General features: G+C 44.8%; 19 protein-coding genes and 2 pseudogenes. 8 read left to right on the top strand and 13 right to left on the bottom strand.

Annotation, left to right across the window (positions count from 1 at the left end; genetic code table 11):
- Nucleotides 1–10: 10 nt before the first annotated feature.
- The 5 genes from NA59_RS06430 to NA59_RS06410 all read right to left on the bottom strand — a co-directional run bounded on the left by NA59_RS06430 (nt 11) and on the right by NA59_RS06410 (nt 3,734).
- Nucleotides 11–685 carry a flagellar hook assembly protein FlgD gene (locus tag NA59_RS06430; RefSeq protein WP_044409779.1) on the bottom strand — a complete coding sequence of 225 codons (675 nt, stop codon included), beginning with the start codon at nt 683–685 and terminating at the stop codon, nt 11–13.
- A gap of 10 nt (nt 686–695) precedes the next feature.
- Nucleotides 696–1,109, bottom strand: coding sequence for a flagellar basal body rod protein FlgC (gene flgC / locus NA59_RS06425; protein WP_044409776.1), 414 nt, complete (start codon nt 1,107–1,109; stop codon nt 696–698).
- A gap of 2 nt (nt 1,110–1,111) precedes the next feature.
- Nucleotides 1,112–1,513 carry a flagellar basal body rod protein FlgB gene (flgB, locus tag NA59_RS06420; protein ID WP_044409773.1) on the bottom strand — a complete coding sequence of 134 codons (402 nt, stop codon included), beginning with the start codon at nt 1,511–1,513 and terminating at the stop codon, nt 1,112–1,114.
- A gap of 69 nt (nt 1,514–1,582) precedes the next feature.
- Complete coding sequence (locus tag NA59_RS06415; RefSeq protein ID WP_044409771.1) at nt 1,583–2,776, bottom strand: flagellar assembly protein T N-terminal domain-containing protein; 1,194 nt, start codon at nt 2,774–2,776, stop codon at nt 1,583–1,585.
- 4 nt (nt 2,777–2,780) lie between these two features.
- Nucleotides 2,781–3,734 (bottom strand): chemotaxis protein, encoded by a 954-nt coding sequence (locus NA59_RS06410; protein ID WP_044409768.1) that lies wholly within the window; start codon nt 3,732–3,734, stop codon nt 2,781–2,783.
- Nucleotides 3,735–3,766: 32 nt separating this feature from the next.
- On the opposite strand from NA59_RS06410, the gene flgA reads away from it, so the two are divergent.
- The 4 genes from flgA (at nt 3,767) to NA59_RS06390 (ending at nt 6,121) form a co-directional block, all read left to right on the top strand.
- Nucleotides 3,767–4,501 carry a flagellar basal body P-ring formation chaperone FlgA gene (flgA, locus tag NA59_RS06405; protein ID WP_052501506.1) on the top strand — a complete coding sequence of 245 codons (735 nt, stop codon included), beginning with the start codon at nt 3,767–3,769 and terminating at the stop codon, nt 4,499–4,501.
- 229 nt (nt 4,502–4,730) lie between these two features.
- Nucleotides 4,731–5,036 (top strand): flagellar biosynthesis anti-sigma factor FlgM, encoded by a 306-nt coding sequence (gene flgM, locus NA59_RS06400; protein ID WP_044409764.1) that lies wholly within the window; start codon nt 4,731–4,733, stop codon nt 5,034–5,036.
- A 29-nt stretch (nt 5,037–5,065) separates the two neighbouring features.
- Nucleotides 5,066–5,521: a flagella synthesis protein FlgN gene (locus NA59_RS06395; RefSeq protein ID WP_044409761.1), complete on the top strand. Its 456-nt coding sequence runs from the start codon at nt 5,066–5,068 to the stop codon at nt 5,519–5,521.
- 30 nt (nt 5,522–5,551) lie between these two features.
- Nucleotides 5,552–6,121 carry a PilZ domain-containing protein gene (locus NA59_RS06390; protein WP_044409759.1) on the top strand — a complete coding sequence of 190 codons (570 nt, stop codon included), beginning with the start codon at nt 5,552–5,554 and terminating at the stop codon, nt 6,119–6,121.
- 132 nt (nt 6,122–6,253) lie between these two features.
- Here the strand turns inward: NA59_RS06390 and clpA are convergent, their stop codons facing one another.
- From clpA to NA59_RS06375, 3 genes are read right to left on the bottom strand one after another with little or no spacing between them, the layout of a single operon-like run.
- Nucleotides 6,254–8,485 (bottom strand): ATP-dependent Clp protease ATP-binding subunit ClpA, encoded by a 2,232-nt coding sequence (gene clpA, locus NA59_RS06385; RefSeq protein ID WP_044409757.1) that lies wholly within the window; start codon nt 8,483–8,485, stop codon nt 6,254–6,256.
- 18 nt (nt 8,486–8,503) lie between these two features.
- Complete coding sequence (gene clpS, locus NA59_RS06380; RefSeq protein ID WP_044409755.1) at nt 8,504–8,818, bottom strand: ATP-dependent Clp protease adapter ClpS; 315 nt, start codon at nt 8,816–8,818, stop codon at nt 8,504–8,506.
- 41 nt (nt 8,819–8,859) lie between these two features.
- Nucleotides 8,860–9,669 (bottom strand): DnaJ domain-containing protein, encoded by an 810-nt coding sequence (locus NA59_RS06375; protein ID WP_044409752.1) that lies wholly within the window; start codon nt 9,667–9,669, stop codon nt 8,860–8,862.
- 121 nt (nt 9,670–9,790) lie between these two features.
- Here NA59_RS06375 and NA59_RS06370 point away from each other — a divergent pair, with 121 nt between their 5' ends.
- From NA59_RS06370 to hflD, 3 genes are read left to right on the top strand one after another with little or no spacing between them, the layout of a single operon-like run.
- Complete coding sequence (locus tag NA59_RS06370) at nt 9,791–10,345, top strand: pseudouridine synthase (RefSeq protein WP_044409749.1); 555 nt, start codon at nt 9,791–9,793, stop codon at nt 10,343–10,345.
- A 29-nt stretch (nt 10,346–10,374) separates the two neighbouring features.
- Complete coding sequence (gene mnmA, locus NA59_RS06365) at nt 10,375–11,487, top strand: tRNA 2-thiouridine(34) synthase MnmA (RefSeq protein ID WP_044409746.1); 1,113 nt, start codon at nt 10,375–10,377, stop codon at nt 11,485–11,487.
- Nucleotides 11,488–11,495: 8 nt separating this feature from the next.
- Complete coding sequence (gene hflD, locus NA59_RS06360) at nt 11,496–12,167, top strand: high frequency lysogenization protein HflD (protein WP_044409743.1); 672 nt, start codon at nt 11,496–11,498, stop codon at nt 12,165–12,167.
- Nucleotides 12,168–12,290: 123 nt separating this feature from the next.
- Here hflD and NA59_RS14290 read toward each other — a convergent pair whose 3' ends face one another.
- The 5 genes and pseudogenes from NA59_RS14290 to NA59_RS06335 form a co-directional block, all read right to left on the bottom strand.
- Nucleotides 12,291–14,942 carry an ATP-binding protein gene (locus NA59_RS14290; protein ID WP_052501505.1) on the bottom strand — a complete coding sequence of 884 codons (2,652 nt, stop codon included), beginning with the start codon at nt 14,940–14,942 and terminating at the stop codon, nt 12,291–12,293.
- Between the two features lie 122 nt (nt 14,943–15,064).
- Nucleotides 15,065–15,976: a chemotaxis protein CheV gene (locus NA59_RS06350; protein ID WP_044409740.1), complete on the bottom strand. Its 912-nt coding sequence runs from the start codon at nt 15,974–15,976 to the stop codon at nt 15,065–15,067.
- Nucleotides 15,977–15,993: 17 nt separating this feature from the next.
- Nucleotides 15,994–18,363, bottom strand: coding sequence for a methyl-accepting chemotaxis protein (locus NA59_RS06345; protein WP_044409737.1), 2,370 nt, complete (start codon nt 18,361–18,363; stop codon nt 15,994–15,996).
- Nucleotides 18,364–18,427: 64 nt separating this feature from the next.
- A complete protein-coding gene (locus tag NA59_RS06340) occupies nt 18,428–18,856 on the bottom strand; it encodes a rhodanese-like domain-containing protein (RefSeq protein WP_052501504.1) in 429 nt (142 codons plus the stop codon).
- A 68-nt stretch (nt 18,857–18,924) separates the two neighbouring features.
- A pseudogene (locus NA59_RS06335) lies at nt 18,925–19,299 on the bottom strand (thioredoxin family protein); the annotation flags it as partial.
- A gap of 86 nt (nt 19,300–19,385) precedes the next feature.
- Here NA59_RS06335 and NA59_RS06330 point away from each other — a divergent pair.
- A pseudogene (locus tag NA59_RS06330) lies at nt 19,386–19,612 on the top strand (IS5/IS1182 family transposase); the annotation flags it as partial.

Raw genomic sequence — 19,612 nt, 5'->3', positions numbered from 1 at the left:
TAAACTAAAATTAACTAATTTCTCTTACCGCGTCCATTTTGACGCGCTCACCGGTTGACAGGGTTAACATCATGCTACCGTCTTTCTCAACCGACACACTTTTTACTGAGGTGCCTACAAAACTATCTACCGCTTTTATTTCGCCTTCAGCATCATAACCAAAGGCTACCAATCGATAATCCCCCCCAGCCACATCGATGCCTGCATCATTTTTACCATTCCAGCTCACGGTCGTTTCACCACGTGCTAGACTTGGATAATCCAGCTCTCGCACGACACCTGATGAGTTTGTAATCACCAACTTAACATCAGTGAGCGGTTGTTCGGTATTTAAACGAATTGTCGAGGCTTGACCTGCTTGATGCGAAATCATCTCCCCTTGTGCGACCACATTTTTACCAATCATGCTAGAGGCCTGCATAATTTGTAGATTTTGAAAACCCATCGTCATGGCCATCACCGAACTATTAAGCTGGGTTGTCGCCTCTAATTGACTCATTTGGGTTAGATCACTCACAAAGGCGGTCGGGTCCATGGGCTGAGTCGGATCCTGGTTCATCATCTGGGTGGTTAACAACATCAAAAAGTCTTTTTGACCCATCACTTTTTCAGGTGCAAAAGCCGCCGGGTTACCCGCCTGCTGCAAGGCTTCGGTTTTCGTTTGTGTACTCGGAAAAATATTCATCTGTTAACTCCTAGCCCTTGCCTAATTGAATCGTTCTTAACAAAAGCTGTTTTGAGGTATTCATCACTTCCACATTGGTCTGGTAGGTTTGTTGAGCGGACATCATGTTCGCCATCTCCTCAACCACATTGACATTCGGTCGAAAAATATACCCCTCTTCATTCGCCATAGGGTGATTAGGGTTATACTCCATTTTTAACGGTGCCGGGCTTTCAACAATTTCTTTTACTCTCACACCATTAACAGGCTCACCGGTTCGTTGGTCTAGAATGGTTTGGAAAACCGGCTGTTTGGAGCGATAGGTTTCATCTGCATTCGAGCTAATGCTATCGACGTTAGCCATATTTGAAGCCACGGTGTTCAATCGAATCGTTTGAACATGCATGCCTGTACCGGATATATCCATAATATTAAACAAAGACATGATTATTCTCCTTTAAGCGCACCGCTAATGCTTTTAATTCGACTATCTAAAAATTCCAAGGTCGCTTGATAGTGAAGCGCATTTTCGGCAAATTTTGCCTTCTCTATATGCGTCTCTACCGTATTGCCATCTAACGATGGCTGAGTGGGCATCCGGTATTTGAGATAGTCACGGGTTGATAACTCGGCAAACCCCTCTAAATGGCGCGCGTTGGTACGCTGCATGTCCGGTTTAAACCGTGTATCTGCGCTTAATGACACCTCGTGAATCGCTTTACGAAAATCAATATCACGTGCTTTAAAGTTAGGTGTATCCGCATTCGCTAGATTATTAGCTAGCACTTCTGCACGATCACGACGCACTAACATCGCGGATTCATGGATACCAAATATGGAATTAGACATGGAGTTGACCTCGCTATTACTCTTAAAAACCTATAAGCAATAGCAGTGCCAAGAAAGAAAAGTGATGTATTACCAAGAACGGGCTACATCGCCAATTTGTATTTCAGCTTTTTCAGCAACCAAACGGCCGACGGCAAACTTAGGTAAAATACGGGTAATCTCAATAAACCCCGCAGGCGCCTCATCCATACCTAACACGCGCCCCTGAAAGCGCACCGGATTACCTGCTCGGCTGTATATCGCCAACTGATCGCCGACCTGAATGCCTGACTGATCGGCTAAAAACATGACATACTCCCCATTGCGCACATCAATAATCTGCGTCTCTAACATTTCACACTTTAAATGATCAATGACTCGCTCGACCTGCTGGGCTAAGATTTTATCAAACGCTTGACCAGTATGTGTTCTAAAAAAAGCCATTGAACCAAAAGGCTTGTCACGTCCGACACGCGGTTCCCCTTCCATTTCAATGCTTTCAAGGTGTTGGCGAACAATACGCTGCTTGTTTAAATCAACCAGATACCACTCAACCTCAACATAACGCCTATTATGTTTGGCATCGTAATTATAAAAACGACGAACACCGTCTAAAAATCCACGCCCCTCACTGACACTGACCACTGAACGTATCACACTCAACAATAAGAACTGCCCCCCCGTTTGATCTTGAATCGGCAGCAGCACGTCTTGTGACAAATTGGGGGTCACCATAGTACCCGGGTGAAGCCCTTGGGCATATTCAACCATTTCCAGATTACGATAACCGGCGATATTTAAACGGCGAAACAGCTCTGCTTGATAGCCCGGCAATAAATTCGCTATATCTCGCCCTTCGTAAGTATTCTCTATCACCACAGGCGCAACCACCAAACGGTTTTGATACTGGGTCCCAACCAGATTACCGCAAGCACTCGGGTCCGCCGTTAAACACACATAGAGCACCACCTCATATTCATTCGTCTGCTCATTGTAAAATTCATCCACTAAACTAAAGCGCTCAACTTTGCTGCGGGTAGTAAAGCGGCTGGCTTGGTTTTGAAGTGCAAAATTCTCCATGTCTGAGCGTGCATTGATTTCAAGGTTTGATTGCATGCTCGCCAATTCAATCGCATTACGTATGGCCATCTGACGCGCAAACGCACGATCATCGGTTTGCATACTCGCCACACCCGTGACCTCAATACACCCTAGGGCGTTGACCGACATGGGTATCATCGACAGAATCCAAAACACAACCGAGGCATAACCCGCACGCTTCATAGGCTTACCCTCGCACGGCCTCTAGGCGTTTCACAATCTCAACGGCCAACTCCTCAGAGTGCCACTTGGATAAAAACTTATTAGCGCCTACTTTTTCTGTCAACTTTTCATTAAACCCACCGCTTAGTGATGAGTTCAACACAACATATAAATCCTTTAACCTATCGTCTTTTCGAATATTAGTCGTGAGCGTGTAACCGTCCATTTCAGGCATCTCAATATCCGAAATGACCATTAAAACGCGCTTAGACACAGGCAGCACACTACCCTGATCCGCCTCATCTGCCCATTTCTTTAATAAATCCAACGCCTTTTTACCGTTATTGACAATAACATGCTTTATTCTTAGCTTTTCAAATACATTTTTTAATTGGGTTCTTGCAACAGTTGAATCATCCGCGGCCAAAATAAAATACTTTAAACCTTCTGATTTATCGGCATTGGCTTCAGCAAAATCATCCGACATTGCCGCCATTGGCCCAGACACTTCAATCAAAACCTTCTCCACATCCACAATTTCAACAATTTGATTTTGGGCGCGTGTAATACCGGTTAAATAATTCACATGCATTAATGAGTCAGGCGGCGGCAATATATCCTCCCAGCGCAAATGAATAATCCGATCAACATCTTCGACCAAAAACCCTTGAATAGAGCTGTTAAACTCGGTCACAATGGTTAAGGATTCGGACAATTTATCTTTTGCGACAGGCTCCAAGTCCAACGCCATTGCTAAATCAATAATGGGCATAGTGAGGCCTCGAATATCTGCCACACCCACTACGCGTGCATCCGATTTAGGTACAGGCGAAATTTCAGGTGTACGAATCACTTCACGCACCTTAAAAACATTGATGCCAAAAAGCTGTTTACCCTTAATGTTGAACAACAGCAACTCCATGCGATTCATTCCGGCTAGGGACGTTCGTTTATCAACACTTTCTAGAAAACTCGACATCTTAAACTCACCTTATATTACAATGAACAAATATGGCCATATCTGTATTATTAAACAACACGCGAACGAAAATAGCGAATGGCATCTATATTATTTTATGTGGATGGCTATTTTTATTTTCTAATACGCTCTATGCACTCGAAAATCAGTCTCTTGACGCCATTCATCAAGCGGTATTCGATCATCTAAAGCAAAGTTTAGACCAAAGAATCATTGAACCCAAAATAAACATTCGCCACCTCTCCCAAAACCTCACGCTCCCGGCCTGTACAACCCCACTCTCACTCAGCAACCGTAGCCAAAATTTGCTATTTGGCAGACAAACCGTGTTGGTAGAATGCACAGAGCCGAATTGGCGTGTTTTTGTTAGCGCTGAAATAGACGGCAATGTCATGGCGGTCGTTGCCAAGCGCGGGATTGTTCGCCAAGCCTTTATTCAGCCTGAAGACATCGAACTCAGGCCTGTTGGCTTAAGTGAGGTGCGGCGCGGCTGGCTTGAAGAATTAGACAATGTACAAGCGATGCGTGCAAAGCGCGCCATCAGACCTAACACGGTCATCACCTTACCCATGCTCGACATTCCTTACTGGGTCATCGAAAAGCAAGAAGTTAATCTTATCACACGTGTCAGCGGCCTCGAAATACGTACCACAGGTGTGGCACTGAACAATGGCATGGCACAAGAACAAGTCGAAGTTCGCAACACACAATCCAATATTATAGTAAAAGGCATAGTTATTGCTCCTAACACTGTATTGGTTCCATAAGGCTTTTTAAACCGGGACGTTTAATAATGTGTCACACACAGCTATACACCGACACAACCATGGGGGTTCTATCGGGAACCGATACCCTCCGCGAGAACAGATGAAGGGCATTGAAACTAAATATAAAAAAGCCAAATAAAAAAGCTAAAGTTTTGGCTTTTTTGCCGTTAAAGTCTATAGAAAAGTAAAACTTGTTGCTAAAATAGCACAAAATCATGAGGGTAAGGTCATGGACATTAAAAATTTAAATAGCAACCTTGTTAACAATACCAGGTTGAATGAAAATAGCAGAGCGGTTGAAAAAACAACCGCCAACGCAGAAAATACAGTAAAAGCACCGACAGATAAGGTAACACTCACACCGCTCTCTAGCCAAATTCGTGATATAGAGAAGCGTGCGCATACGGCTGATACCTCCAATGAGGCACGTATCGCTGAGCTCAAAAAATCAATTAATGACGGCAGCTATAAGATTAACGCCGATAGCATTGCTGATAAATTAATTAGAACTGAGCTATTACTTGCTCGCGCTTAGCCGCTGAAAAGCCGAAAAGATTAGGCGATATGTCATCGAACACCACTCAAAACCTTACCCTCAACCTTGAAAAGCTGGTCGATGACTTAACCCAATTTAAACAGCTGCTGCAGACAGAGCACGAACTGTTGCAGCAATCAAAGCTTGACGAGCTCAATGCGCTCACCGATACAAAAAACCAGTATCAAATTGAATTGAACACATTTACAAAAGCATTAGCCGCCGACCACCCTGGTGTGTTTTTAAACAAAGATAGCGAAACAATAACCACCCAAACCGACCGCCATCTAATGAAAACGATTGACAAACTAACACGCGAATGCTTTGAAATAAACCAACAAAATGGCATGATACTCGCCGCGTTAGAAAACGTAAACACAGGCCTGATTCATCAGCTTTTTCAAGCGCCTGACAACGTAAGCCTTTATGGCGCAAGCGGTAAAACCCGAACGAGTGATTTCAGAAAAAATCTGGGAAAAGCATAATTTTCTTTTACTAAACAAAAGTGCAGGTCTATGTCTCACGAACAGCGTAGTTTTTTTCGTCTTGATGTCATGCTTCCTTGTAGTTATCGTGTACTGACGGCACAAGAAGCTCAAAACTTTGAATTACCGACTGATCCAGATAGCAGCTTTATAGAGCGCTATTTTATGGACAACCTCGTTAAGTTAGATGAAAAAATCGATGAGTTGATTGCCCAAATTGGGACAAAAAGTACGCTCATCGCCAGCGTATTAGCGGCGTTAAACAGCAAAGTTAACTTTATGCTACAAACAATTGATGAAGATCAGCTCACACACAACATTCCTCAGCGAATGGTTAATCTGAGTGCGGGAGGCTTGTCCTTTGTTATTAATGAAGAGCTAAATGAATCTTGCTTTGTCGATGTATTGCTGCGCCCTTTAAAAAATGAGCACCCGATTTTGGCACGCTGCAAAATTGTTAAAATCATTCCAGTAGGCGACACCAAAAAGGTCGCATTAGAATTCACTGGGCTCACCGAAGAAGACCGAAGAAAACTGGTGTACTTTATTCAAATAAAAGAAGTAGAGCTCGCCAATAAACAACGCGATACAACCAGTTAAAGCGCACGCAGCCCGCAAGAGATTGCCACGGCCTTCGGCCTTGCAATGACGCGTGATTTTATATTATTTAGCGCCGTTTCCCTGGGTGGGTGGAATGCGGGGCATGAATAGCCCCGTTTAAACACCATCAAACTAACCACATTTAACGTCAAGCTTATCTTCAACTAAATCAATCACCGCTTCGCCACCATTCTGCAACTCACCAAACAAAAGCTTTTCAGCTAGCGGCTGCTTGATTTTTTCTTGAATTAACCGGCTCATTGGACGCGCACCCATTAATGGATCAAACCCTTTTTTTGCCAGCCATTCACGTGCCGCAACCGTTAAAACTAGGCTGACTTTTTTCTCCAACAAACTTTGCTCCAACGCATAAATAAACTTGTTAACTACCGAAGCCATTGAGTGCTCTGACAAGCGATTAAACTGAATCACCGCATCTAAACGATTACGAAACTCCGGTTTAAACTGCTTTTTGAGCTCCGCCTCAAAATCCATACTGTGATCTTGCTCAGTAAAACCGATGCTAGCACGACTCATCTGCTCTGCACCCACATTGGAAGTCATAATGAGCACAACATTACGAAAATCAACTTTACGCCCATTGTTGTCGGTTAAGGTACCATGATCCATTACCTGCAATAATAAATTATAGACATCGGGGTGCGCTTTTTCGATTTCATCAAGCAACACGACCGAATGTGGCTGGCGATTTACGGCCTCCGTCAGCAATCCACCTTGATCAAACCCCACATAGCCAGGGGGCGCACCAATTAAACGCGAAACCGTATGACGCTCCATATACTCAGACATATCAAAACGCACCAACTCAACACCCAAGTGCTTGGCAATTTGTTGGGTTAATTCTGTTTTACCAACACCTGTGGGCCCGGCAAATAAAAAACTGCCCGTAGGCTTGTCTGCTGTTGCTAAGCCTGAGCGCGCTAGCTTAATCGCTGCCACAACCTGCGCGATCGCATGATCCTGGCCAAACACGACGCGTTGCAAACTGGCCTCAAGGTCAAACAACTTGTCTTTTTCTTTTTGCGTGATGTTGGCAATGGGAATACGGGCAATATTTGCCACTACCTGCTGAATCTCGGGCACCCCAATTTGTTTACGGCGACGACTGGCCGGCATTAAACGCTGTTTTGCGCCGGCTTCATCAATCACATCAATCGCCTTATCAGGTAAATGGCGATCCGTGATGTAGCGTTCCGCCAACTCAGCCGCCGCCTTCAGTGCAGGCTGTGTATACTTCACCTCATGGTGCGATTCAAACTGCAGCTTCAAGCCTTTTAGAATTTCAAACGTTTCATTGACGGTGGGTTCACGCACTTCGACCTTTTGAAAACGGCGCGCTAACGCGCGATCCTTTTCAAAAATACCACGGTATTCTTCATAGGTCGTCGCGCCAATACAGCGTAACTTTCCATTCGCTAAGGCTGGCTTCATCAGGTTAGAGGCATCCATTGCGCCACCCTGAACAGCCCCTGCCCCAATAATCGTATGAATCTCATCAATAAACAAAATAGCATGCGGCTGCTTCGCCAGCTCATTTAACAATGCCTTAAAACGCTTCTCAAAATCACCTCGATAACGCGTACCTGCCAGCAACGCGCCCATATCTAAACTATAGACCACTGCATCAGCCAAACTATCGGGTACATCACCATGCACTATTTTATGCGCCAAACCTTCCGCAATCGAGGTTTTACCCACCCCAGGCTCCCCCACCAGCAGCGGGTTGTTTTTGCGCCGACGACTGAGTATTTCTAAAGTACGGTTCAACTCCCAATGACGCCCAATCATAGGGTCAATACGCCCTTCCAGGGCTTGCTTATTCAAGTTCACACTAAAATGCGTCAACGCAACCTCAGAATCCACCGACGGCTCCGCTTCACCAGACGGTTCTGATTGGTAAAAATCTTCATCTTGTGATGAGATCACACCGTGAGATAAATAACTCAGCACATCCACACGTTGCACCTGATTCGACTCTAAAATAAACACCGCTTGCGAATCCGGTTCAGCAAACATCGCCGCCAGCAAATGCACCCCGATTACTTCATTATAGCCATTCGACTGCACCATATAGATAGCACGCTCAATCACGCGCTGAAAGCTCATCGTTGGGTGAATATCCTGCTTACCTGGATTCATATCCAAGGGCTGCTCACCCAGAAAGTCTTCTAACTGCTGTTCAATATCTTCAACACGACCACCACATGCCGCGACCACCTCATGAACATCTGGCAACGTCAATAACTCAAGCAACAGATGCTCTAGCGTCACAAACTCATGTTCATACTCATGCGCCATTTCAAACGCGTTACTCAGTGACATCTGCACGGATTTACTTAACATAGACTTTACTCAATCAGATTATTCGGCTTCAATTTGACACATCAACGGATGTTGATGTTGACGCGCATATTGGTTCACTTGAAAAGCTTTGGTTTCAGCCACTTCACGACTATACACACCACACACCCCTTTACCTTTTTGATGCACGGCAAGCATGACCTGTACAGCCTCTTCCTCGCTCATCACAAAAAAGCGTATTAATACATCCACCACAAAATCCATCGGTGTAAAGTCATCATTTAACAAAATGACTTTATAACGCTTGGGGGGCTTGGCTTTTTGCTTAACAGGCTCGAGAACTAGGTTATCATTGGTTTGATCAAAATGAGACATAATTTTTGTTTTTCAATATTTTTTGAATAATTAAACGCAGACTAAGCGGCAATCAATCGAGCATAAAGGTGACCGGCCAACCCGCGCTCATCCGATGGCAACCCCTTATTTTGCACCTTAATAAATTCGTTTTGATTATAGTTAGCCGGTACAACCAAGGTTAACGGCCCTACGGGCGAATCAAATTGCACTTTGCCACCGGCAACGAGTAAGCTTTTAGGCACCTTTACATCACCATACAAGTCGGCGCCCTGAAGCTTCCAACTTAAACTTTCTTGGCTAATATTAAAACTGACCAAGTAATCGCCTGGCTTGCCGCCAAATAGACCTTGATACCCCTTGCCTTGCAGACGAAATGTTTTTCCTTCAAATGCATGACGGGTAAATTTCATCTTTATTTTAAGGCCTGGAATGTAAAAATACCCCTGTTGAAGCAATCGAATGGCATAACGAAGTGTGAGCGGATAGCAAATAACACGATCCTTGCCGTTAATCGGTGCGCGTTTCCAATGACTGTGCGTCTGATGATAATCATGACGCTTAAACCCTTCATCAGTGTGTGCTTTAGATGCGCCATCTTCCGAAGAGGCCGGACGGCGCTGGAAGCCCGAAGCGCTGGCGTTAAACCGACTAAACGCACGACAGTAGGCATCACGATACTTACTCAACACCTCATAAGCTTCAGAAATCTCTTGAAACTTGAGTGTAGCATCAGGCATTTTGGATACATCAGGATGATAACGACGCGCCAACCTACGATAAGTGAGCTTAATCGTTTTTTCGCACGCTTGGTTATGCAAACCCAAAACGGCAAAATAATCTTTATTTGCATCAAAGTGTTGTGTGAACATGCTTTGAAAAGATTCCCTAGTTAGTCAAAAAACAATGTAAGTGACAAAGCAAAATAAATGCCAAAGCAAAACTTCATCAAATTTAAGGTGTGTTTCATTAATTTAAGATACAATTTGTACTATGCCAAATTTACTCTTATTTAACAAGCCTTTTGATGTGCTTTGTCAGTTTACCGATGACTTAGGCCGTCCCACACTCGCTGACTACATCAAGCAACCGGGTTTTTACGCAGCGGGACGCTTGGATCGAGACAGTGAAGGGTTATTGCTGCTCACGGATAACGGTCGTCTGCAGCAGCGCATTGCTGACCCTAAATTCAAACTACTTAAAACCTATTTGGTGCAGGTCGAGGGCGATATTGATGCGGCCGCGATTCAAAAACTGACCCAAGGCGTCATACTCAAAGACGGTTTAACCCGCCCAGCCCAAGCCACAAAAATCATTCAACCCAATTGGCTATGGCCACGCACCCCTCCCATTCGTGAACGCAAAACGATTCCTACAAGCTGGATCGAGCTTAAAATCCGAGAGGGTAAGAACCGTCAAGTTCGCCGAATGACAGCGGCGGTCGGGTTTCCGACCCTTCGGCTAATTCGTAGTGAAATAGGTGAGTTTAAACTAGGCGCGCTGCAACCTGGTGAAAGCCAACGCCTGAGCACGAATCTGTTAAAATAAACAATTAAATTTTAATAAGCCATAAACCTATGAACCAAAATACCAAAGTAATTGTGGGCCTGTCAGGTGGCGTTGACTCCTCCGTGACAGCCCTACTGCTTAAACAACAAGGCTACCAAGTCGAAGGTCTGTTTATGAAAAACTGGGAAGGTGATGATACTGATGACTATTGCCCAGCCGCCGCTGACCTACAAGATGTGTTTAGTATTTGTGAACAGCTAGCCATTCCTTTGCATATTGAAAACTTTTCCAAGGACTACTGGGATCGGGTGTTTGCGCATTTTTTAGCAGAATACCAGGCCGGCCGCACCCCTAACCCCGATATTTTGTGCAATAAAGAAATTAAATTTAAAGCCTTTTTAAACCATGCATTACAACTTGGGGCGGATAAAATTGCCACCGGTCATTATGCACGTGTTACACAGGCAAGCAACGGTGAATACCAGCTACTCAAAGGCCTTGACCCCAACAAGGATCAAAGTTACTTTCTGTACACACTTCAACAAAACGCATTAAGCAAAACCCTGTTCCCTGTCGGTGAGCTGCAAAAGCCCGCTGTCAGACAACTGGCTGAACAAGCAGGCCTGGTTGTCCATAACAAAAAAGACAGTACCGGTATTTGTTTTATTGGTGAACGTAAATTCAAAGACTTTTTACAGCGCTACCTGCCCGCACAGCACGGCGAGATTATTAAACCCGACGGCACGGTCATTGGCCAACACGAAGGCTTGATGTACTACACATTAGGTCAACGAAAAGGCTTAGGTATTGGCGGCGGCCACGGTGAAACTGATGCACCTTGGTTTGTAGCCGATAAAAACCTTCGCACTAATCAACTGATTGCCGTTCAAGGTGAAAAAGACCCACTACTCTATCACTGCGCACTCATCGCACACCAATGTGACTGGACAAATGGGCAAACACCCGACTTAAACCAGCCACTCAAAGCAAAAATACGCTATCGCCAACAGGCGCAGCCTTGCCAAATTAAACAAGCTCAAGATGGGAAGATTTGGGTTGAATTTATTGAACCACAGAAAGCCATTACTCCCGGTCAATCGATTGTTTTTTATCGCGACCAGGCCTGCCTAGGCGGCGGCGTTATTGCGCAGCGCGCTCACCACCTATCTGAATTACACTAGAGGAAAATATGTCAACATATACAGACCAAGATCGCACGCTTGCATTGATCGGCATATATCAAGCATCCAAACTGGTTTTTGATATTGCCACTACAGGCAAACTAGATGAAACGGCCTACCACACTTGCATCAATAGTTTATTTTCTGAAAACCCGAGTAACACACTCGATGTGTATGGCGATGATGTAATGAACATTCAACTCGGTGTGCGCACACTACTTTCACAAATGGGTTCAAGTGACGCCGAAGATATGCGCAACCTTGAAATCACCCGCTACGCGCTTAGCGTGATTTTACTGGAACGTAATCTCGTTAAAGAAGATGGCGCGCTCGACAAGGTGGCGCGCACACTGGAAACGGCAAAAACACAGCGCGCGCATTTTGGTGACTTTCATGAAAATGTGATTGCATCGATTTCACGCGCCTATACCGAAAACCTCAGCCATCTCAATCCACGAATCATGGTTAAAGGGCAACATGGCCATCTACAAAATCCGCAGAATGCGAATAAAATTCGCGCGCTGCTACTTGCAGGCATTCGCTCTGCGCTACTATGGCGACAAGTCGGAGGCTCTCGCTGGGGGTTAATTTGGAGTCGCAAAAAATATCTACGCAGCGCACAAGCATTAAACAGAACAACGCCCAGAGATCCCACTGAATCCCTATTCCGCAAACACTAAGCGCCTATCGCGCTTAAACTGTCCGCTTGCGCGGGCAGGTTAAGCCTAAAAACAAGACAAAAGAGACAGGCGCTTAAACCTGGATATTTCACAAACTTCACGCGAATGTATCAAACATCCGGGTTAAAAAGCTGTATCTGGATCTAACCAGTGATGTAGCTTTTCCGACAATATTTTAGGGTTTATCGGTTTGGCTACATAATCGTTCATTCCACTGGCAAAACAACGCTCCTGATCTCCCTCCATTGCGTTGGCGGTGAGCGCAATCACCGGCACATCCTTATTGATACCCGCTGAAGCACGCAGCGCTTGAGTGGCGCCGTAACCATCTAAAATCGGCATCTGACAATCCATTAGCACCAAGTCATAATGCTCGACTGCAAGCTTATCCAGTGCTTCCTGACCATTATTAGCCACATCCGGGGTTAAAGCTAACTTTTTCATTAATGCCAAGGCTAGCTTCTGGTTGACAAGATTATCCTCAACCAACAAAACGCGCGATTGCTCAAAAATTTTCTTTGGCTCAACCAGTTCAGACGCATCCTGCTGTTCGACTGAGAGAGTGCGCCCTGCGCTATTTATCCAATGAGACAAGTTACCGTACTTAATCGGCTTGATACGCATCTTAACACTCATGCGCTCCATTTGATCGCGCCACTCGCTGGCTTGCTTATGGCTCACCATCAGAGTAACACTTTGATGGTGCGCTTTGATATCATTGATTAAACTCAGTGGACGCTCATAAACACGTTCAACTTCACCCATATCCAACCAAACGGGAATAGCAGGATCCAAATTTGCTTCATTTAAAGCCACTAAATCAAATGGCATTACCTCAATATTTAATTGGGCAAACTGATGGATGTACATATCACGCAATCGATTGTCACGCATGACCCAGGCTAACTGAACCGGCGACACCATCCCTGGCAAACAAGGCCCGGCCTCAGAGGAATCACTCGGCAACGAGAAGTAAAAAATAGAGCCATTGCCCAAACTACTTTCCACCGCAATTTGACCGCCAAGTAACTCGACAAGCTGTTTTGAAATCGCCAAACCTAAACCGGTTCCACCAAAACCACGCGTTGAAGAACTATCGACTTGACTAAAAGCACCAAAAAGTTTGGCTTGACCCTCTTCAGAAATCCCAATGCCTGAATCAACCACCTCGAACTTAAGCGTGTCATCGGCCCCTTTTTTAACCGCTAAGTAAACCGCGCCCTGAGCGGTAAACTTAATACCATTACCCAGTAGGTTAATCAAGACTTGGCGCAAGCGAACAGGGTCTGTTTTAAGCCTAGCCGGCAAACTAGGTTCAATAAAATACCCAAGACTGACGTCCTTAGCTTGCGCACTCGGTGCAACCATGTCAATCACCCCGTCAAGCAAAGCAATCAGATCAACCTCTTCCATCGACACTTCAAGCTTACCGGCTTCGATTTTAGAAAAATCGAGAATATCATTGATAATGCCCAACAACGAATCTGCACTCGACTTAACCGTTAAGGTTAACTCTCGCTGCTCATTGGTGAGCGGTGTATCGAGCAATAATCCAGTCATCCCAATCACACCATTCATCGGAGTACGAATTTCATGACTCATATTGGCCAAAAACTCTGACTTCATTTTCGCAGACTGCAAGGCCTGGTCGCGTGCCTGCTCCAGTTCGTTTTGTACTTTCTTACGCTCTGTCACATCACGAATCACGCCAGTAAAGCGTCGCTGCCCCGCGTCCCATACCTCACTAACAGCTAAATCTATCGGAATTTGCCTCCCCCCCTTCGTCACCGCATCAACGTGCCGTGTAAAACCAATAACTTTTTGCTCACCTGTTTTTAAATAGTCCGATAAATAGCCGTCATGCGCCGAATGATGCGGTTCTGGCGTAATGATTTTGATATTCTGCCCTATCAGCTCTTCAGGTTTATAACCAAGCACCGATTCTACAGAGTGATTTGCTTCGAGAACCGTACCTTTATCGTCTATGACCAAAATCGCATCCACAACTGAGTCCATGATCGACTGCGTTTTTTGTTGTTGTCGTGTTGCTTCAGCCATCGCTTGCTTATTACGTCTTAACACCAACCCTAACATAAGCAGGGCCACAAGCGCCATCAATACCATGGCAATAAAGGTTTTTAACGCACTCGCTTCATTTTCTAAATGCAATGAAGACATCGGTCTGGTCACCTCTAGCACGCCCCGCACATCGCCAAGTTTCCAGTCTGTGCGCGGTGTACCTGGGTAGCTATTATGACAAGCCACACAAGACTCGCTTAAAGTGTCGGCTACCGCATAACGCAAAACCTGCGAGCCATCCTCCAGTGTTTCATAAGCACTAAAATAGCCTTCGGGATTATCACGCAAATAGTGCATCGCCTGCTGTTCAAACTTATCACGCAACCCGCCGCCTTCCCGCCAACTAAAAGGCAAGTCACTGTACAAGCGAACCTTATAATGGCTATTTTGTGACAGCTTTTCACCAAAATCAATCGCAAAAGTCGCCGGAAGTGGTATGCTACCGGGAATATTTAAATAGTCATGGGTAATGGGTACATGGTGCTGACGGACGGCCGGCACAATCGTATCGGCGTAAAAGTTACGAAACTGCGCGACAGACCCTGAAAAGTTTTTTGCATCCTCAATCGCCACTTGATGCAAATGTTGCTGTGAAGTTTTAATATGTAGCCAGAAAACGGACGAAATACCTACCACTAGCATCACAGCCAAAATAGGTGCCAAATAATCCACTAACCATAAATAAAATTTTTTCATTGTGTTAAGTCTGCGTTTGAATCGTCAAAAAAGATGGAGTAGCGCCTAGCTAAAGAAAAGTTAGACCGACAAGGAAACGCGCGCGCAACCGATTGCGCGGGTTTTCCTAGAGGTGCATTAGATTAATTTTTAAAATACTTTTTAACGATAGCTACAATTTCTTTAGTATCAATTTTACCAATAAACGCATCCGCACCCAGCTCCGCCGCTTGACGCTGTGAGTCACCGACGGTCATCGAGGAATGCACGACTACCGGAATTTTCAACCCCATCTTCTCCTTGATGGTTCTGATCACCGTATGTCCTGATACATTGGGCATTTCCAAGTCAGTAATCACCAGTCCAACTCGGTGACGATTTTCTTCAACCTCTAAAAACTGAATAATACCCGAACCATCTGGATACACCTGATGCTCGATACCTAGGTTTTCTAACACCGCTTTTACATAGCCGCGAATACTTGGCTGATCATCAGCAAATAAAATAATTTTATCTGAACGAATACCCAAGGAATCAACTTTTGACTCCTTCTCGAGATCGGTACCCGAAATCTCTGCAATCATCTGTTCAACATCCATAACCAAACAAAGCTGATCTTCTATACGGGTTTGTGAAACAATCTTTCGTGCATTTTTATCTGTTTGTTGAATTTCCTTCCAGTCCTTCTCCGCCACACCATGAATATAGGCCACCAACAGACCTATTGTTTGATGGTTTACTTCACAGACAATAATAACGCTTCGATCGGTTGATTGTTGCTTGTCATGCCCAAACCACTGTGCCGTATCATAAACACTGATATATTCACCACGTACCGACACAACACCCTTAAAGAAAGCCGCACCACTGGTGCCCGACATGGTGATCGGGTATTCTGATGCGTTTAATACCTCTTTAATTTTAAAAATATTCATTGCATAAAAAGGATGACGTGCAAACTCAGCGTCATGCTCATCAATCAACTTAAAGATCATTAAGCTCATCGAATTGTTTTTGCTTAAGTTAGCCGTTTTATCAATTGTATTTAAATCCATTACAACATGCTCCTAAATCAGTGGTTTCTCATATTATGGCTTAATTTTAATTGTCTTTCTGAATTAATTTTAAACTTCGCCATCATTTCACTCAATTCATGAGAGGCCGACTGCATTTGCTCAACCGAATCACGTGTTTGCTTAACCAGCTCGGCATTTTGTTGCGTAATGCTATCAAGCTGCACCACTGTTTGATTAACCTCACTGACACCTTGCGCTTGCTGTGCAGAAGACTGGGTAATTGATGAAACAATTTGTTGCATTTTTTCCGTTTCCTGGGTAATAGTTTCAAGGAAACCATTGACACTATCCACCTTCTTAACCCCCTGATCTACAGAGACTACCGCTTTATCAATTAACGCGCCGATATCCTTCGCGGCCTGTGCTGACTTGCCTGCCAAAGTGCGAACCTCACCCGCTACCACCGCAAAGCCACGGCCATGATCACCCGCCCGCGCCGCTTCGACAGCCGCGTTTAATGCTAAAAGATTGGTTTGGAATGAAATGGAATCAATCAAACTGGTGATATCTTGAATTTGTGCCGACACCGCTTTAATACCCTGCATCGCTTGCTGCGTTTCACTCATCGAGGCGTTGGCATCTTGCAACAATCTTGTTTGCTCATGCGCAATCTGGTTGGCTTGCTCCGTCGCTGTCGCGTTCGCATCTACCTGCTTGGCCGTATGATGCATGGCATCGCGTGTTTCAGCCAAAGACGCTTCTTGTTCATGTGTGCGCTGATCTAATGAAACCGTTCCCCCGGCCACTTCATTTAGCGCATCCAAAATATTAACAACAGCACGATTAACAATATTAATCGTGGCGCTTAAGTCCAGCATCGATTGATTAATCGCCTGCTTAGCTTGCGCAAGCGCAAATTGATATTCACCCTCAATTGGCTGAGTAAAATCACCTTTAGAAATGCGATCTGCCGCGCCCACCACCTGCGCAAATCCGCTCGATAAGTTAGCTATAGAGTCATTAATTGCTTGTACCAACACCGCCAATTCACCACTTGCCTCAACCGTCACTTGCGTTGAAAAATCGGACAGCCTGACTTTTGCCATGACCGCATTTATTTGGCTAAATGTGTGTGACAGGCCTTGGGTCAAGGCATTCATTTTTTGTTGAATCGAACCCTGAACACGCGGGTCGAGCACCACATTGAGATCACCTTGATGTAAGGATGACACCACCCTTTCTAGCTCCGCCATCGTAAAATGTACAGACTCGACCGATTCATTCAAGCCCTGGGCAAAATGTGCTAGGTCACCATGAAACGCCTGCTGATCCAATTTTTTCGAAAAATCACCTTTTGATACCGCCTCAAGCACCTGATTAGAATCACTGACCAATTTATCGACTAAGCTTAATACTTTATTGATAGCCTTGGCTGACTGCGCCACCTCATCATCGCCGCGAATGTGCAAGCGTTTTGATAAATCGCCATGCGCTTCAATTTCAGAGGCAATATTTCGCATTTGATTAAGCGGTTTCAGTTTAATCGAAACAAATAAGTAGGTCGCAATCACGGCCAATATCAACCAGCCGATAATCGCTAACAAGCCAATTAAAGTCGCATTACGCGCCTGAGCATAGGCCTGCGTTTCATCAGTAAAACTGGTTAAAAACCCAATCGCATTGCCCTTATAATCGCGAACCTCAGAACCTAATACCGTATAGACTCTATCTTGAAATGCCATAGGCTGCTTACTTAGTTGCCCAATCTTATCTCCAGCGATACGCGCAATAGACTGCGCTCCTTCACTGGCCGCGACAATCTCCCCAGCGCCAGATGTAAACACCCAGTGCTCGGCACCGGTTAAACGACTTAATTGTGTAAACGTGGCGCTTGGTAGACTAAAAAAATGAATCGCAGCAAAGGTTTTGCCCCGTTGGGTGAGTGGGAAGGCATAATGGTTTTGTAACTCACCTTGATAAATTTCTAAACCACTTTTGATCAAGGTCTGCTCCATCGCTTCTTGCACAATCGACAGCCCTAAGCTTTTACCTATCTCCTCCTTATTGCGCGAATAAAGAATCACACCTTGACGGTCCACAACGCGTAAACCACTGACTATCTCACTGGCGGCCAATCGATTTTCATAGGTAAAAGCATGGCGTCTAATTTCTTCGAGGTTACGATCTAATACCGCATCAAACAACAATCTGTTTCGGGTTGCTTGGGTTAGGTTTTCACTTAATCGCAAGGTACCATTGGCACTCATTCTAGCCACCAGACCCGACTGAGATTGAGCACGCTCTTGATAAATTTGCTGATTAGCACGCTGCTCTTCAAAATGACCCAGTGTATAAAGAATACCGGCGGTCACCAGTACCGCACCTACCGCAAACGCGGCTAATTGATTTTTTAAACTAAATAACATAAACGCTCCCCTAATCTATAATTAACAACACGCGACCGCTTCACATTAATGCACAAAATAACACTTATTCAAACGGACTGCCTGTTGTTAACCATTCAGGGTAGCCTAAACGAAAATAATAAACATTTGTAAAACCCCAACCTACAAGATCGCGCGCCAGATGCGCTGCACGATGACACGCCTCGGCATTACAATAAGCTACGATAGGCGCCTCTTTCGAGCCGGCAAAATTCAAAACGGTCTGCGCATTATAAACAGGCCGATTACTCTCCATGTGCAAGGCACCGGGTATACGACCTGCCTCCCAATCCGCTACAGAACGTGGATCAACAAAAAAAGCGCCCTCTAGCCACAACGCCCTCGCTTCCGATCCGGTAATGCTTTTCGCACCCTGTACACTGACCGGAGAGGGGTTCGCTAGGCTAACTTGCCCAAACCCCAGAAATAGGAAACCTACCAGCAGCATCCAATAATGTTTATATTGTTTTTTCATTTTATATCCTCCATGCTTTGATATAAATATACGCGGAATAACCCGCTCCAGCAACCGGTTTTTTTAACTTAATCCAATTTCCATTTAATCGAACAGCCTATTGATGGGATTTGTTCTAGTGGACCTTTTCCAGTTTTAGCAACTTGCTTCATCGCCTCAAATAAATCTCTTCGAGTACCTTCTGGCGCTGACACTTTTCTTGATGCATCAAAACGGCCCCTGTATTGCAATGTTAAGTCTTTTGATAACCCAAAAAAGTCAGGTGTGCAGACGGCTCCGTATGCTTTAGCTACGTCTTGTGTTGCATCAATGAGATAAGGAAATGAAAAGTGCATTTCTTTCGAAATGCTAATCATGTTTTCAGTAGCGTCTTCTGCATACAAAGACTGGTCATTAGACATAATGGCCACGGTGTTGATGCCATATTCATCTTTAAGTTCTCTAGGAGCCTGTCGGACTAATCAAACAATAATATGCTAAAAGACGATATGTGTTAAAATATGCCCATATTACTTATGAGATAAAAACAATGAGTCGCTTTCGCCCAATAGACCGCCTTAGCGGATATCTTCTACCGCCAACCTTAGATGAATGGCTGCCTGATGACCATCTTGCACGTTTTGTCGTCGAGGTCGTTGACCAGCTTGATTTAACCCAAATTGAAAACAGTTATGGTTTGCGCGGTAGTAGCGCCTACCACCCCAGTTTATTAATTAGCTTGTTGGTCTATGGCTATGCCACCGGTGTATTCTCCAG

The sequence above is a fragment of the Thiomicrospira microaerophila genome, assembly GCF_000934765.1.
GTDB classification, from domain to species: Bacteria; Pseudomonadota; Gammaproteobacteria; order Thiomicrospirales; family Thiomicrospiraceae; genus Thiomicrospira; species Thiomicrospira microaerophila.
The sequence above is the reverse complement of the archived record's forward strand: the minus strand, read 5'-3'. Positions and strand labels throughout refer to the sequence as shown.

Bases quoted from the DNA above. Each gene is read 5' to 3' on its own strand.
- NA59_RS06415 (WP_044409771.1), bottom strand. From the start codon at position 2,776: ATGAAGCGTGCGGGTTATGCCTCGGTTGTGTTTTGGATTCTGTCGATG.
- flgC (WP_044409776.1), bottom strand. From the start codon at position 1,109: ATGTCTTTGTTTAATATTATGGATATATCCGGTACAGGCATGCATGTT.
- clpS (WP_044409755.1), bottom strand. From the start codon at position 8,818: ATGTCTCATTTTGATCAAACCAATGATAACCTAGTTCTCGAGCCTGTT.
- NA59_RS06390 (WP_044409759.1), top strand. From the start codon at position 5,552: ATGTCTCACGAACAGCGTAGTTTTTTTCGTCTTGATGTCATGCTTCCT.
- hflD (WP_044409743.1), top strand. From the start codon at position 11,496: ATGTCAACATATACAGACCAAGATCGCACGCTTGCATTGATCGGCATA.
- NA59_RS06370 (WP_044409749.1), top strand. From the start codon at position 9,791: ATGCCAAATTTACTCTTATTTAACAAGCCTTTTGATGTGCTTTGTCAG.
- NA59_RS06395 (WP_044409761.1), top strand. From the start codon at position 5,066: ATGTCATCGAACACCACTCAAAACCTTACCCTCAACCTTGAAAAGCTG.
- NA59_RS14290 (WP_052501505.1), bottom strand. From the start codon at position 14,942: ATGAAAAAATTTTATTTATGGTTAGTGGATTATTTGGCACCTATTTTG.
- NA59_RS06350 (WP_044409740.1), bottom strand. From the start codon at position 15,976: ATGGATTTAAATACAATTGATAAAACGGCTAACTTAAGCAAAAACAAT.
- flgA (WP_052501506.1), top strand. From the start codon at position 3,767: ATGGCCATATCTGTATTATTAAACAACACGCGAACGAAAATAGCGAAT.
- NA59_RS06340 (WP_052501504.1), bottom strand. From the start codon at position 18,856: ATGAAAAAACAATATAAACATTATTGGATGCTGCTGGTAGGTTTCCTA.
- NA59_RS06430 (WP_044409779.1), bottom strand. From the start codon at position 685: ATGAATATTTTTCCGAGTACACAAACGAAAACCGAAGCCTTGCAGCAG.
- mnmA (WP_044409746.1), top strand. From the start codon at position 10,375: ATGAACCAAAATACCAAAGTAATTGTGGGCCTGTCAGGTGGCGTTGAC.
- NA59_RS06345 (WP_044409737.1), bottom strand. From the start codon at position 18,363: ATGTTATTTAGTTTAAAAAATCAATTAGCCGCGTTTGCGGTAGGTGCG.
- clpA (WP_044409757.1), bottom strand. From the start codon at position 8,485: ATGTTAAGTAAATCCGTGCAGATGTCACTGAGTAACGCGTTTGAAATG.
- flgM (WP_044409764.1), top strand. From the start codon at position 4,731: ATGGACATTAAAAATTTAAATAGCAACCTTGTTAACAATACCAGGTTG.
- flgB (WP_044409773.1), bottom strand. From the start codon at position 1,513: ATGTCTAATTCCATATTTGGTATCCATGAATCCGCGATGTTAGTGCGT.
- NA59_RS06375 (WP_044409752.1), bottom strand. From the start codon at position 9,669: ATGTTCACACAACACTTTGATGCAAATAAAGATTATTTTGCCGTTTTG.
- NA59_RS06410 (WP_044409768.1), bottom strand. From the start codon at position 3,734: ATGTCGAGTTTTCTAGAAAGTGTTGATAAACGAACGTCCCTAGCCGGA.